The sequence below is a fragment of the Qipengyuania thermophila genome (genome assembly GCF_004153605.1).
In the GTDB taxonomy this organism is placed as follows: Bacteria; Pseudomonadota; Alphaproteobacteria; order Sphingomonadales; family Sphingomonadaceae; genus Qipengyuania_B; species Qipengyuania_B thermophila.
On record NZ_SDSI01000001.1, the window covers coordinates 20,266 to 33,404 of the forward strand.

15 protein-coding genes are annotated in these 13,139 nt (G+C 69.7%); 10 read left to right on the plus strand and 5 right to left on the minus strand.

Annotated features, from left to right (window positions below):
- Positions 1-357 precede the first annotated feature (357 nt).
- From ETO60_RS00090 to ETO60_RS00100, 3 genes are all read right to left on the minus strand, one after another.
- Complete coding sequence (locus ETO60_RS00090) at positions 358-1,119, minus strand: hypothetical protein (protein ID WP_130001655.1); 762 nt, start codon at positions 1,117-1,119, stop codon at positions 358-360.
- Between the two features lie 13 nt (positions 1,120-1,132).
- On the minus strand, positions 1,133-1,504 hold the full coding sequence (locus ETO60_RS00095; RefSeq protein ID WP_130001657.1) for a hypothetical protein: 372 nt from the start codon (positions 1,502-1,504) through the stop codon (positions 1,133-1,135).
- Positions 1,505-1,571: 67 nt separating this feature from the next.
- Positions 1,572-1,889 carry a 2Fe-2S iron-sulfur cluster-binding protein gene (locus ETO60_RS00100; RefSeq protein ID WP_130001659.1) on the minus strand — a complete coding sequence of 106 codons (318 nt, stop codon included), beginning with the start codon at positions 1,887-1,889 and terminating at the stop codon, positions 1,572-1,574.
- Between the two features lie 98 nt (positions 1,890-1,987).
- On the opposite strand from ETO60_RS00100, the gene ETO60_RS00105 reads away from it, so the two are divergent.
- The 3 genes from ETO60_RS00105 (at position 1,988) to ETO60_RS00115 (ending at position 5,629) form a co-directional block, all read left to right on the plus strand.
- Positions 1,988-2,608 carry a DNA-3-methyladenine glycosylase family protein gene (locus tag ETO60_RS00105; RefSeq protein ID WP_234026230.1) on the plus strand — a complete coding sequence of 207 codons (621 nt, stop codon included), beginning with the start codon at positions 1,988-1,990 and terminating at the stop codon, positions 2,606-2,608.
- Positions 2,609-2,782: 174 nt separating this feature from the next.
- Positions 2,783-4,768 (plus strand): S9 family peptidase, encoded by a 1,986-nt coding sequence (locus ETO60_RS00110; protein WP_130001663.1) that lies wholly within the window; start codon positions 2,783-2,785, stop codon positions 4,766-4,768.
- Positions 4,769-4,828: 60 nt separating this feature from the next.
- Positions 4,829-5,629, plus strand: coding sequence for an SDR family oxidoreductase (locus ETO60_RS00115; protein ID WP_130001665.1), 801 nt, complete (start codon positions 4,829-4,831; stop codon positions 5,627-5,629).
- An 11-nt stretch (positions 5,630-5,640) separates the two neighbouring features.
- Here ETO60_RS00115 and ETO60_RS00120 read toward each other — a convergent pair whose 3' ends face one another.
- Positions 5,641-5,967 (minus strand): 4a-hydroxytetrahydrobiopterin dehydratase, encoded by a 327-nt coding sequence (locus tag ETO60_RS00120; RefSeq protein ID WP_130001668.1) that lies wholly within the window; start codon positions 5,965-5,967, stop codon positions 5,641-5,643.
- A 33-nt stretch (positions 5,968-6,000) separates the two neighbouring features.
- Here ETO60_RS00120 and ccmA point away from each other — a divergent pair, with 33 nt between their 5' ends.
- Both ccmA and ETO60_RS00130 read left to right on the plus strand, forming a co-directional pair.
- Complete coding sequence (ccmA, locus tag ETO60_RS00125; RefSeq protein WP_315850252.1) at positions 6,001-6,579, plus strand: heme ABC exporter ATP-binding protein CcmA; 579 nt, start codon at positions 6,001-6,003, stop codon at positions 6,577-6,579.
- Entirely contained in the window at positions 6,570-7,235 is a 666-nt protein-coding gene (locus tag ETO60_RS00130) for a heme exporter protein CcmB (RefSeq protein ID WP_130001672.1), read from the plus strand. Before ccmA ends, ETO60_RS00130 begins: the two co-directional genes overlap by 10 nt.
- On the opposite strand, the gene map is transcribed toward ETO60_RS00130, so the two are convergent.
- Entirely contained in the window at positions 7,226-8,053 is an 828-nt protein-coding gene (map, locus tag ETO60_RS00135) for a type I methionyl aminopeptidase (protein WP_130001673.1), read from the minus strand. The genes ETO60_RS00130 and map overlap by 10 nt on opposite strands.
- A 138-nt stretch (positions 8,054-8,191) precedes the next feature.
- Here map and ETO60_RS00140 point away from each other — a divergent pair, with 138 nt between their 5' ends.
- From ETO60_RS00140 to glnA, 5 genes are all read left to right on the plus strand, one after another.
- The gene (locus ETO60_RS00140) at positions 8,192-9,580 is read left to right on the plus strand and encodes a leucyl aminopeptidase family protein (RefSeq protein WP_130001675.1); all 1,389 of its coding nucleotides are present in this window, start codon (positions 8,192-8,194) and stop codon (positions 9,578-9,580) included.
- An 88-nt stretch (positions 9,581-9,668) separates the two neighbouring features.
- Complete coding sequence (locus ETO60_RS00145; RefSeq protein WP_234026231.1) at positions 9,669-10,055, plus strand: hypothetical protein; 387 nt, start codon at positions 9,669-9,671, stop codon at positions 10,053-10,055.
- 23 nt (positions 10,056-10,078) lie between these two features.
- Complete coding sequence (gene argC / locus ETO60_RS00150) at positions 10,079-11,047, plus strand: N-acetyl-gamma-glutamyl-phosphate reductase (protein ID WP_130001677.1); 969 nt, start codon at positions 10,079-10,081, stop codon at positions 11,045-11,047.
- A gap of 112 nt (positions 11,048-11,159) precedes the next feature.
- Positions 11,160-11,498: a P-II family nitrogen regulator gene (locus ETO60_RS00155; RefSeq protein WP_130001680.1), complete on the plus strand. Its 339-nt coding sequence runs from the start codon at positions 11,160-11,162 to the stop codon at positions 11,496-11,498.
- Between the two features lie 62 nt (positions 11,499-11,560).
- Complete coding sequence (gene glnA, locus ETO60_RS00160) at positions 11,561-12,970, plus strand: type I glutamate--ammonia ligase (RefSeq protein ID WP_130001682.1); 1,410 nt, start codon at positions 11,561-11,563, stop codon at positions 12,968-12,970.
- The last annotated feature ends 169 nt before the right edge of the window (positions 12,971-13,139 follow it).

The window sequence follows — 13,139 nt, forward strand, 5'->3', positions numbered from 1 at the left end:
CCCGCCGCCTCCAGCAAAGCCACAACCCCGCTGACACGACCTCCCCGTGCACCCCCGCGCGTTCGCGCGGGCGCTCATCCCGTGGTCCGGGATGCGTGAATACGTGCGCCTGCTTCTGCTTCCGATGGTGTAACCACACGCATGCGGGGATGGAAGGGAAAAATACGGGAATTTGCGGGAAACGCAGCCAACTTCTTGAATCCCAGCAGTATCCTTGCTGACGCGGGCGAATGCGGCGCCCCCGCCACGACGGGCGAAGGTCATCGCCGCAGGGCGCGCAGGGACAGGAATGGCCGCATCCGCAGCCGCGATCGCGCGCCTATCCCGTAAAATCCCCGAAAGGAGCGGCGCCGACCCTCAGGGGGTGTCGAAGCCGAGAGCGAGTATGGCTGCGAAAGCGGCGCGCGTTGCGGCGCTGTCGCGTTCGCGGTCCATGAAGGCGGTATCCGCCACCAGCAGCACCCGTCCCTCACCGACGCGGCAGATTGCCAGCACACCTCCTGCACCGATGGTGCATGGCCGGTCACCCCCGCCGTCAAGGACGCGCCATTCGGCGTGCTGGTCAAGCGGGAGCGAAGCATGGCCCACGGTGACCGCATCCTGCTGATTGTCGGGGATGACCATCGCCAGCCCCCATCGCGCCACGACCGGCGGCACCAGCGCCACGTCGTTGAAGCGCCGCGGGTCGCCCAGCGGATAGCGGGAGTGCTCCGTCACCAGCGGGTCGAGAACCAGGATCGCGCGCCCGCCTTCGCGCACCCAGCGGTCCAGAGCCACGTTGTCAGCCGCGGTGATGGCGCGCGGCTGCGCGATGAACAGGTGGCGCAGCCCGGCCAGCTCGCTGACCGGGACGCCCTGGTCGTCACCCAGCCGGTCCAGCGGAACCAGCTCATGCCGTTCCTCAAGCACGGTTCGCGCCCAGTGCGTTTCCTGCGGCCCGCGCAGCGCGTCGGCCACGCCGTCCGGCTCGCCCCAGTAGATCGGCAGACCGCTGATGAACCCGAGCGCCGTGCGCTCCTGCACGGCGGTCCCCCGCGCCGCCGCGTGTCCGCCCCCCTGCTCCGGGGCGCAGGCGGCAAGGGCGAGGAGAACCGCGCCGATCAGGCCGGCTCGGCGCATGCCGAGGCCCGGGTCACTGCGGCGCCGGCGGCGGTGCCGCGGCCCGGCCTGAACTCGCAGGTGACGGGGAGGAACGGCTGTCCGGCAGATTGGGGACGACGCCGGCGCTGATCAGAGGGTCGGTCGCCGCCGGGGACGGAGGCGGCGAGGGAGAAGTCACGGCTTCGGGCACGGCCGCCCGCTCGGCGAGATCGGCGCGCCGTTCGATGGCATCGGCAAGCGACACGAGCAGAAACATTGCCGCCACTCCGCCGACGCCGAATTGCAGCCGCTGCAGCGTCTCGCCGCGGCGCCGCCGGTCGCCAGGCTCCGCAAGCCGGCGGCGTTTTCGTCCTGCGCCGTCCGTGCGGGTCAGCCGCCGGACGAACTCGCTGTTCGAAACCATTCCCGCCTCTTGCGCCAGAACAGGCGCAGGATCAAGCAATTGCGGCCACCGCCCGGAGCCTACGCCTTCAGTCCTCCGGCGCGATCGCCACCCTCAGCCCGTCCAGCGCGTCGGTGACCGGAAGCTGGCACGACAGGCGCGAGGTGGGACGCCGGTGCTCGCTGCTCTCCAGCAGGTCGTCCTCGTCGGCGCTCATCGGCGGCAGCCGGTCGAGGTGGGCCGGATCCACATGCACATGGCACGTCGCGCAGGAGCAGCACCCGCCGCACAGCGCCAGCAGTTCGTCGAAACCGGCGGCGCGAATCGCCTCCATCACGCTGAGGCCGGCGGTAGCCTCCACCGTGCTTTCGCGTCCCTCCCGGTCGACGATGGTGAGTGCAGGCATGGATGGCTCCTGGCAAGAAGGTGCTGGCTGTGCGCGGCCGGTGGCTGCTAGAGCGCACGCATGCCATTTGCAAGCTGCCCCCCGCCCCGCAGCGTCCGGTGACGCCCGCGCATCACGAACTGCGCCGGGCGCTTGGTCACCTCGCCCGCAGAGACCCGGCGGTGGCGTTGCAGCTCGAGCAGGCCGGCTGGCCGGAGCCGCGCGTGCGCCCGCGCGGCATGGCGACGCTGCTGCGCACGATCGTCGGACAACAGGTCAGCGTCGCGGCGGCCGACGCGATCTGGAGGCGGCTGGCCGAGGCTCTGGACGGCGCGAACGATCCGGCCCGCCTCGCCGCTGCCAGTGACGCCAGCCTGCGCGCCTGCGGCCTGTCTCGGATGAAGATCGCCTATGCCCACTCGCTTTCAGCGCACCTTCTCGACGGCAGGCTCGTTCTCGGCGCGCTTCCCGCTGACGACGAGGAGGCCGTGCAGGCGCTGACGCGGGTCAGCGGGATCGGCCGGTGGTCGGCGGAAATCTATCTCATGTTCGCCGAGCAGCGGCCGGACATCTGGCCGGCCGGCGACCTTGCCGTGCGCGAGGGCATGCGGCGCATCCTCGCGCTGGAGGAGCGGCCGTCCGAACGCGCTGTCCGCCAGATGGGACCGCGCTGGTCCCCGCACCGGTCGGCGCTCGCCCTGCTCGCATGGCACGTCTATGCGGCGCCGCCGCTGCGATAGCGGTTGCCCTTGCCGTGACCGGCGTGCCATGCTCTGCCCGACGGACCGGCGCAGTGCCGGCAGGAGAGGACGGGAAGGCGCATGATGATCCGACACACGCGATGGACACTGAGCTGCTGCGCCGCGCTGGCGCTGAGCGCTTGCGCGACCGTCCCTGCAAACGATGGAGTTGCAATGACCGCCACCCGCACCGCCACCGACAGCCGCACGGCGCAGGTCGCGCCGCTGATCCCGCGCGAGGTGCTGTTCGGCAATCCGACCCGGTCGGGCGGCCAGATCAGCCCCGACGGACGCTGGCTGAGCTGGCTGGCACCGGTGAACGGCGTGATGAACATCTGGATCGCTCCGGCCGACCGCCCCGAAGCCGCGCGGTCGATCACCGCGGCGACCGAGCGGCCCATCCGGCAGCACTTCTGGTCGCCCGACGCCCGCAGCGTCCTGTACATCCAGGACAAGGGCGGCGACGAGAACTTCCTGCTCTACGCCATCGACGTGGCAAGCGGTCAGGAGCGCAACCTCACCCCGTTCGAGCGCACCCGGGTGACGATCGTCGGCACGTCGGAATCGCGCAAGGACCGCATTCTCGTCGGCCTGAACAACCGCGACGCGCGGTTTCATGACGTGCATCTGCTCAACCTGAACACGGGCGAGCTGACGCTGGTGCTGGAAAACAACAGCTTCACCGGCTTCCTCGCCGACGACAATCTCGACCTGCGCATGGCGGTGCGTCCCAACGCCGCGGGCGGGAACGACTTCTTCCCCATCGTCAACAACCAGGTGGCGCAGACACCGTCGGAGAGCACCACGCTGGAGGATGCGCTCACCACCAGCCCGGCCGGTTTCACGACGGATGGCCGCACGATGTACTGGATCGACAGCCGCGGCCGCAACACCGCCGCCCTGATCGCCCAGGATGTCGCCAGCGGCGAACGCCGCGTGATCGCGCAGAACGAGCGCGCCGACATCGGCGGCGTCCTGGCGCATCCGCGCACGGGCGAAATCCAGGCCTACTCCTTCACCTACCTCAAGCCGGAATGGACGGCGATCGATCCGAAGATCGGGGCATCGCTGGCGTTCCTGCGCGAGCGGCTGCCCGGCCAGTTCGGCGTGCAGTCCCGCACGGAGGACGACACTCGCTGGATCGTCTGGAACGATCCGGTCACGGCCCCCACCAAGGCCTACCTCTACGACCGGCGCGCCCGGACGCTGACCGAGTTCTACACCTCGCGCCCCGAACTCTCGGGCGCGCCCCTGCAGCCGATGCACGCCTTCGAGATTCCGGCGCGCGACGGGCTGATCCTCCCCTCCTACCTCACCCTCCCGCCGGGGTCCGACCGCGACGGCGACGGCCGGCCCGACAAGCCGGTGCCGATGGTGATGGTGGTGCATGGCGGGCCGTGGGCGCGCGATGGCTACGGCTACAACGCGACCCACCAGTGGCTGGCGAACCGCGGCTATGCGGTGCTGGCGGTCAACTTCCGCGGCTCCACCGGGTTCGGGAAGGAGTTCATCAACGCCGGCAACCTGCAATGGGGCCGCAAGATGCACGACGATCTGATCGACGCCATGAACTGGGCTGTCGAGCGCGGTGTGGCGCAGCGTGATCGCGTCGCCATCATGGGCGGCTCCTACGGCGGCTACGCGGCGCTTGCCGGCCTGACCTTCACCCCGGAAACCTTCGCCTGCGGCGTCAGCATCGTCGGACCCTCGAACCTCGAAACCCTGCTGAAGTCGATCCCGCCATACTGGGAGCCGATCATCTCGCAGTTCCACAACCGGATGGGCAACCCCAACACGCCCGAGGGGCTGCAACTGATCCGCGAGGCCTCGCCGCTGCACAAGGCGGACCGGATCGTGCGGCCGCTGCTGATCGGACAGGGGGCCAACGACCCGCGCGTCGCGCAGGCGGAGAGCGACCAGATCGTGTCCGCCATGCAGGCCAAGAACATTCCGGTCACCTACGTGCTGTTCCCGGACGAGGGGCACGGCTTTGCCCGCCCGGTGAACAACATCGCCTTCAACGCGGTCACCGAGAACTTCCTCGGCAGCTGTCTGGGCGGCCGCGCCGAGCCGATCGGCGCTGCACTGGAGCCGTCGTCGGCGCAGATCGTCACCGGAGCGGACTATGTCCGCGGCCTGCGCGAGGTGGCCCGCAACTGAAGAAGGAATCCGGCGCGGCAAAGATGAACCACGCTGCGCCTACCATCTGCCGGAGAGCCAATGGCCTATTCGATCTTCATCACGGGCGGCGCGTCGGGCATCGGCCTTGCCATGGCCCGCCTGTTTGCCGAACGCGGCTGGTTCGTGGGCCTCGCCGACATCGACGAAGCGGCCATGGCCCGGGCGGCGGACACGCTCCCGCCCGGCCGCGTCTCCACGCACCGCCTCGACGTGCGCGACCGGGAGCAATGGGACGAAGCCCTGACCGCCTTCGAGAACAGCGCCGGCGGACAGCTCCATGTGGTTGCCAACAATGCCGGCATTCCGCTCGGAGGTGACCTCGCCGAGAACAGCACCGCCGAGATCGAGCGCTGTCTCGACATAAACCTCAAGGGCGCCATCTTCGGCGCTCAGGCCTCGCTGCCGTTCCTGCGCAGGACCGCTCCCGACGCGTGCCTGCTCAACACGGCGAGCGCCGCCGGAATCTACGGCACCAGCGGCGCCTCCGTGTACTCGGCGACGAAGTTCGGGGTGCGGGCGCTGACCGAGAGCCTCGACGGCGAGTGGGCCGCGCACGGCATCCGCGTGCGCTCGCTGATGCCGGCCTTCATCGACACGCCGCTGCTCGCCCACACGCCCAACGCCCGCAGCAACGAGTCGATCCGGCAGCGCGTCCTGAACGCCGGGCTGGAAATCACGCCGGTGACCGAGGTCGCGGAAGCCGCCTGGCAGGCGGTGCATGGCGACCGGCTGCACACGCTGGTGGGCGCGACGGCGCGGCGCATGGCGTTCGCGGCGAGGTGGATGCCGGCCCGCCTCAGGAAGATGGCGCGGGCGGGAACACAGCCGCTGGGCCGCTGAACCGCGGCCGCTCAGACGAGCGCGTTGACAGCCTTGGCGAATTCCACGTCGCGATGGGACAGCCCGTCCGCGTCGTGGGTGGTCAGGACGATCTCGACCTTGTTGAAGACGTTGCTCCACTCCGGGTGGTGGTCGTGCTGCTCCGCCAGCAGCGCGACCCGCGTCATGAACCCGAACGCTTCCGAGAAGTCCTTGAATTCGAAGTGGCGCTCAATGGCCTTGCCCTCGCGTGACAGGGTCCAGTGCCTGAGCGCGAGCAACCACACATCACGCTCCTCAGCGGTCAGAACCTCCACGCTGCGCACCTTTTCCTCCTCGCTTGTCCGGCGCGGCTCCATCGCCTATCCCCCCCGCGCATGCAAGCGCAACTGGTGGCCCGCGACATCGCCTGCCGGCGCGGCGACCGCCTGCTGTTCCGGGGTCTTGATCTGACGCTTCTCGCAGGGGACGCCGTTCACGTGCGCGGGCCGAACGGGTGCGGCAAGACGAGCCTGTTGCGCATTCTCGCCGGGCTGCTCCGCCCGTTCGCAGGCGCGGTCGAGCGTTCTGCCTCGCTCGGGCTGGTCGATGACCGCTGCGCCCTGCCCGACAGCTGGACCCTCGGGCAGGCGCTTGGCTTCTGGAGCCGGATCGACCGCGGCCCGGTGCCGGCGGCGGCGGCGGCCGATCGCCTCGGCATTGCGCCTCTTCTCCATGTGCCGGTGCGCTTCCTGTCCACCGGGCAGCGGCGCCGGGCGGCTCTTGCGCGGCTGCTGGGACAAAGTGCGCAGGTGTGGCTGCTCGACGAGCCGTTCAACGGCCTCGACGCGGACGGGGAAACCGTCCTCACCGGCATTCTGCAGGCCCATCGCGACGCGGGCGGCTCGGTGGTGCTCACTGCGCATCGCATGCTGCCGCTGGCCAGCAGCGCCGTCCTCGACCTGCCCGCCCACGCTCCTCGATGCGACTGATCGCCGCTCTCCTGCGCCGCGACGTCGGCATGCTGCTGAGCGGCGGGAAGCAGGGCGGCAGCATGCTGCCACTGATGTTCTTCCTCGCGGTCGCGGCGCTCTACCCGTTCGCGGTCGGTCCGGACGCAGCCATGCTGCGCCGCACGGGAGGAGGGGTCGTCTGGATCGCCGCCCTGCTCGCCTCGCTGCTCCCCGTGGACAGGCTCATCGCGCCGGACCTGGAGGACGGAACGCTGGACCAGCTCGCCATCCGGGAGGTCGCGGAAGAAACGGTGCTCGCCGCACGGATCGTCGCCCACTGGCTCAGCTTTGCCCCCCTGCTGCTCCTCGCGACCTTCGTTGCCGCGGCGCTGTTCAACCTGACGGGGGAACTGCTCGCCTATCTCCTGCTCGGCCTTCTCGCGGGGACGCCGGGTCTGGCAGCGCTCGGCGTGCTGACCGCGGCCCTGCTGTCGGGGGTGCGCAGCGGGCCGGCTCTCGGCGGGCTGATCTTTCTCCCCCTCGCGGTGCCGCTGGTGATCTTCGGTGCCGGCAGCCTCGTGCGGCTCGAACCCGCGGCGATCCTGCTGACGGCGGCGGTCAGCCTCGTGCTGATGGCTGTCGCCCCGTTCGCGGGCGGCGCGGCCCTGCGCGCGGCGCGGGAGGATCAGGCGTAGGGCGGCGCGTGCAGCCCGCGGGGACTGAGGGTGAAAATCTCGCAGCCATCCTCGGTGATGCCGACCGAATGCTCGAACTGGGCTGACAGCGACTTGTCCCGCGTCACCGCCGTCCACCCGTCGCTGAGCAGCTTCACATGCGGGCGCCCGAGATTGATCATCGGCTCGATGGTGAAGAACATGCCGGGACGAAGCTCCGGGCCGGTGCCCGCGCGCGCGGCATGGATCACCTCGGGCGCGTCGTGGAAGAGGCGGCCGAGCCCGTGGCCGCAGAAGTCGCGCACCACCCCGTAGCGCTGCCGTTCCGCATGGGCCTGGATGGCGGCGCCGATGTCGCCCAGCCGGTTGCCCGGACGCGCCTGTTCGATGCCGATCATGAGACACTCGTATGTCACTTCGACCAGCCGGCGTGCCTTCAGCGGCACGTCGCCGACCAGATACATCCGGCTGCTGTCGCCGTGCCAGCCATCGAGCAGCGCGGTGACATCGACATTGACGATGTCACCTTCCTTCAGCGCCCGTTCCGACGGCATGCCATGACACACGACGTGATTGATGGAGATGCAGGAACTGAACCCGTAGCCGCGATAACCCAATGTTGCCGGCACCGCGCCGGCCGCCAGCATGAGCGAGCGCACCCGGTCGTCGACCGCGGCCGTCGTCACGCCCGGACGGATGAACGTCACCAGATCGTCGAGGATCTCCGCCGCGACCCGGCCGGCGCGCCGCATGCCGGCAAAGCCGTCGGGCCCGTGCAGCTTGATGCTGCCGTCCCGGTAGGCGGTCTCGTCGCCCTCAATGATCTGATACTGCGTCATGGCGGCGATATAGGCCGCACACACCGCAAATGCCAGCAAGCCGCCCGCCGCTCCGGTTGCCAAGCCGCGCGCGACACGGCAGAGCAGGCCGCATCCTCCTTGCCGTGCGCCCGCGCACGCGCTCACGGAAGTTGCGCAATGGCTGCCGAAGAAACCTTGATCAGAGCCGACCGCGGCGAGGCTGCGACGGCGATCCACCTGGTCAGCACGGACAGTTTCGCGGCCTGGTCGCGGGACCTGTCGGCCGCCCAGCGCGCGCTCCTCGAGGCGCAGCGTTTCACCGGCGCGGGTTTTCAGACCGCGATCGTCCCGGACCAGCACGGGTGGTTCGCCGTTGGCGGAGTCGCGGATCCCGCCTCGCTGTCGAGCTGGTGCCTTGCACGGCTGGCCGAAGTTCTCCCGGCGGGCGTCTACCGGCTCGTGACCGGCGATGCCGGCGCGGCGGCGCTCGGTTGGCAGTTGGCGCAGTACCGCTTCACCCGCTACGCCCGGGCGGAGGACGCGCCGGGGCCGCGGATCCTGCTCGTCCGCGATGCGGCCCGTGTGGAGGCCATGCGGGCAGAGGCGGACGCGGTGACATTGGTGCGCGACCTTGTGAACACGCCTGCCGAGGACATGGGGCCGGCGCAGTTGGAAGACGCGGTGCAGCAGGTGGCCCGGCGGCATGGCGCCGCGCTCACCGTGATCCGCGGCGATGCGCTGGCCCGCGACTACCCGCTCATCCATGCCGTCGGTCGGGCCGCTGCCCGCTCGCACGCACCGCGGCTGCTGCACATGGTCTGGGGGGGGGAGGGCGACCCGGTGCTGGCGCTGGTCGGCAAGGGCGTGTGCTTCGACACCGGCGGCCTCGACATCAAGCCGTCGGCCGGCATGGCGCTGATGAAGAAGGACATGGGCGGAGCGGCGCACATGCTGGCGCTCGCCCGCCTGGTCATGGACGCCGCCCTCCCGGTCCGCCTCCACCTGCTGATCCCGGCGGTCGAGAATGCGATTGCGGGCAACAGTTTCCGTCCCGGCGACGTGTTGCAAAGCCGCCGCGGGCTGAGCGTCGAGGTGACGAACACCGACGCCGAAGGGCGGCTGATCCTCGCCGATGCGCTGACCCGCGCGTGCGAGGAGAAGCCCGATCTCGTCATCGATTTCGCCACCTTGACCGGCGCAGCGCGGGTGGCGCTCGGCCCCGAACTGCCCGCCATCATGGCGCGGCGCGACGGCACGGCCGATGCCATGCTCGCGGCCGGAAAACGATGCGATGACGAGGTCTGGCGCCTGCCGCTGCACGAACCCTATGGCGACTGGCTGAAATCGCCGGTGGCCGATCTCGTCAACGCCCATGGCAACGCCTTCGCCGGGGCGACGGTGGCCGGACTGTTCCTCGACCGCTTTGTCGAGCCGGACGTCGACTGGCTGCACTGCGACACCTTCGCCTGGCGCGCAGATGCCCGGCCCGGCCGGCCCAAGGGAGGCGAAGCGCTCGGCCTGCGCGCGGCGTTCACCATGCTGCGGCAGCGTTACGGGCGTGGCTGAGCGGCCGCGCAATGCTCCGGTGCGCGCGCTGCTCAACTTGTCCCGCGCGCGTTCGCCTGTATAGGCGGTGCGCAATGGAACTCCTGTCGTGACAGAGCCGCAGCCGCGCGCCCGCCTCGACGCCGCGTCAGGCGCGGGACCGATCGCCTCCGGCTACACCATCCCGGCCGAACCGTTGCGGCTGACCGGAGCGGTGGACCGGCCGGTGCCCGGCACCCTGCCGCTGCGCGGCGATCTGGCGCACATCGCCCTTGCCCGCACCCATCTGGTGCAGAACTACGTCGCGCCCCTGCCGGGAGCCGTCGGCGCGCGGCCGACGTCCTTGCGCCTGCAACCCGCCGAGGACTCCCCGGTCGTGGCCGAGCTGGCGCCGGCGCAGCCTCTCGAAATCCTCGACAGGGCGGGAGCGTGGATTTGGGTGTGTCTCGGCCCTCAAGGCCCGTCCGGCTATGTGCCGGCATCGGCGCTGGCCTGACGGGCGGCGGCCGGACAGACGCGGTGCCCGCCACCCTGTTCATCGACGGTGCTGCGGGCACCACGGGGCTGGAAGTGGCCGAACGCCTTGCACCCCGGCCCGAGTTCCGGCTCGTCACCCTTGACGCGGAGCGGCGCAAGGATCCCGCCGCGCGCCGGGAGGCGCTGAACGACGCGGACTTCGCCATCCTGTGCCTGCCCGACGAGGCTGCGCGCGAGGCCGTGGCGATGGTCGATCCCGGCAGCCGGGTGCGGATCATCGACGCCTCCAGCGCCCATCGCACCGCTGCGGGATGGACCTACGGACTGCCGGAGATCACCGGCCGGCGCGCGGTCGCCGAAGCGCGCCGTGTCAGCAACCCCGGCTGCTACCCGACCGGCTTCCTCACCCTGCTGGCGCCGCTGACGCGGTGTGACCGGCACCCACCGCTGCTCCCGGCCGACTGGCCCTACACCGTCAACGCGGTGAGCGGCTATTCCGGCGGCGGCAAACCGCTCATCGCGCGCTTCGCTGACGAGAGCCGGCTGGCATTCCGTGCCTACGGCCTGACCATGGGGCACAAGCATCTGGCCGAGATGCAGGCGCATGCGCACCTCGTTCATGCGCCGGTGTTCTCGCCCTCCGTGGTGCGCGCCTATCGCGGCATGGTGCTCGACATCCCCCTGCCGCTCGGCGCCATGCGCACCCACGCGACCGCCCGCGACCTCCACGCCCGCTGGCTGGACGTGTATGCCGACTGCCCGGCGGTGCGCGTCGCCGCGTGGGGTGCGGATCCCGGCGAGTTGCTGCTTGAAGACGGGGCACCATCCTGGGACGGCATCGACCTTCACCTGTTCGAGGCGCCCGGCGGCGGGCAGCTGCGCCTGGTGGCGAAGCTGGACAATCTGGGCAAGGGAGCAAGCGGGGCCGTGGTGCAGTCGCTCAACCTGATGGCGGGGCTGCCGGAGACCGCCGGCCTCAGGCTGGATGGCGAGTTCACGGGGGGCGAGTGATGGCGGTGGATAACGCGCAAAACTTATCTTGCAGTGCAGCAAGCATCGCATACTCTCCGCCACACAGCGCCGCAGCCATGTCCGAGGCGGCCGGCAGCGCCGGGAGTGCCGGGTGAAGAAGATCGAAGCCATCATCAAGCCGTTCAAGCTGGACGACGTCAAGGATGCCCTTCAGGAAGTGGGCATCGGCGGTTTGACCGTCATGGAGGTCAAGGGCTTCGGCCGCCAGAAGGGCCACACCGAGCTTTACCGGGGTGCCGAGTACGTCGTCGACTTCCTGCCGAAGATCAAGCTCGAGTTCGTCGTGCCCGACAGCCTTGCCGAACGCTGCGTCGAGGCGATCGCGGACGCGGCGCAGACGGGCCGGATCGGCGATGGGAAGATCTTCGTCAGCCACGTCGAAAGCGCGCTGCGCATCCGCACCGGCGAGGCGGGCGATGATGCGCTCTGAACTTGCCCTCTCCGCGTGCCGCGCGCACCGTGTGTTCCGCTCCTGTCACGAAAGTCACCGCCATGCCCTCTGCCAGTGAAGTGCTCAGCCAGATCAAGGATCAGGACATCGAATGGGTGGACCTGCGGTTCACCGATCCCAAGGGCAAGTGGCACCACCTGTCCATGGCGGCGGGCGCGCTCGACGAGGATCAGCTCGAGGACGGGCTGATGTTCGACGGCTCGTCCATCGCCGGGTGGAAGGCGATCAACGAATCGGACATGATTCTGAAGCCGGATCTGGCGCGCACCTTCCTCGACCCGTTCAGCGCCACCCCGATGATGATCCTGTTCTGCGACATCGCCGACCCTGCGACCGGGGAGGCGTATGGGCGCGATCCGCGATCGATCGCCAAGCGCGCGGAGGCCTATCTCAAGTCCACGGAAATCGGGGACACGATCTATGTCGGCCCCGAGGCCGAGTTCTTCATGTTCGACGATGTCCGCTTCGAGGACGGCTATGCCGGTTCCGGCTTCGAGATCGACGATGTCGAGCTGCCGACCAACAGCGGCCGCGACTACGAATCGGGCAATCTGGGCCACCGGCCGCGTGCCAAGGGCGGCTATTTCCCCGTCGCGCCGGTCGACAGCGCGGTCGACATCCGTGCCGAGATGGTGGCGACCATGCTCGAAATGGGGCTGAAGTGCGACAAGCACCATCACGAGGTGGCCGCGGCGCAGCATGAACTCGGCATGATCTTCGGCACGCTCGTCGAGACGGCCGACAACATGCAGATCTACAAGTATGTCGTGCATCAGGTGGCGCACGCCTACGGCAAGGCCGCGACCTTCATGCCCAAGCCGATCAAGGACGACAACGGGTCGGGCATGCACACGCACATGTCCATCTGGCAGAACGGCAAGCCCACCTTCGCCGGCAACGGCTACGCCGGGTTGTCGGACACGTGCCTGCACTTCATCGGCGGGGTGATCAGGCACGCCCGCGCCCTCAACGCCTTCACCAACCCGACCACCAACAGCTACAAGCGCCTCGTGCCCGGCTTCGAGGCGCCGGTGCTGCTCGCCTACTCGGCGCGCAACCGCTCCGCCTCGTGCCGCATTCCCTATGGCGCGGGCGACAAGGCCAAGCGGGTCGAATTCCGCTTCCCCGACGCTCTGGCCAATCCCTACCTCGCCTATGCCGCGCTGCTGATGGCCGGGCTCGACGGAATCCAGAACCGCATCCATCCCGGCGAAGCGATGGACAAGAACCTGTACGACCTGCCGCCGGCGGAACTGGCCGATGTGCCGACGGTCTGCGGCTCGCTGCGCGAGGCGCTCGAGGCGCTCGAGGCCGACCACGAATTCCTGCTGAAGGGCGACGTGTTCAGCAAGGACCAGATCGACTCCTACGCCGAGCTGAAGTGGGAAGAGGTGATGCGCTGGGAAACCACGCCCAGCCCGGTCGAATACGACATGTATTTCAGCGCCTGACCCGAGCGTGCCCGCCCCGGCTGGCGGCGTCTTGACGCCGCGCCGGTGCTTGCGCGCCCGTCGCCGGGCGCTTATCTGACACGTGCTGCCGGGCCCCTCTGGCGAACGCTGCCGGTGCGTTCGCGATGTCGGCGGACTCATCCTGTTCTTGACCGGCGGAAGAACGGCG

Coding starts and splice junctions, on each gene's coding strand:
- ETO60_RS00090 (WP_130001655.1), bottom strand. CDS start 1,119: ATGCGCCGAGCCGGCCTGATCGGCGCGGTTCTCCTCGCCCTTGCCGCC.
- ETO60_RS00095 (WP_130001657.1), bottom strand. CDS start 1,504: ATGGTTTCGAACAGCGAGTTCGTCCGGCGGCTGACCCGCACGGACGGC.
- ETO60_RS00100 (WP_130001659.1), bottom strand. CDS start 1,889: ATGCCTGCACTCACCATCGTCGACCGGGAGGGACGCGAAAGCACGGTG.
- ETO60_RS00110 (WP_130001663.1), top strand. CDS start 2,783: ATGACCGCCACCCGCACCGCCACCGACAGCCGCACGGCGCAGGTCGCG.
- ETO60_RS00115 (WP_130001665.1), top strand. CDS start 4,829: ATGGCCTATTCGATCTTCATCACGGGCGGCGCGTCGGGCATCGGCCTT.
- ETO60_RS00120 (WP_130001668.1), bottom strand. CDS start 5,967: ATGGAGCCGCGCCGGACAAGCGAGGAGGAAAAGGTGCGCAGCGTGGAG.
- ETO60_RS00130 (WP_130001672.1), top strand. CDS start 6,570: ATGCGACTGATCGCCGCTCTCCTGCGCCGCGACGTCGGCATGCTGCTG.
- map (WP_130001673.1), bottom strand. CDS start 8,053: ATGACGCAGTATCAGATCATTGAGGGCGACGAGACCGCCTACCGGGAC.
- ETO60_RS00140 (WP_130001675.1), top strand. CDS start 8,192: ATGGCTGCCGAAGAAACCTTGATCAGAGCCGACCGCGGCGAGGCTGCG.
- glnA (WP_130001682.1), top strand. CDS start 11,561: ATGCCCTCTGCCAGTGAAGTGCTCAGCCAGATCAAGGATCAGGACATC.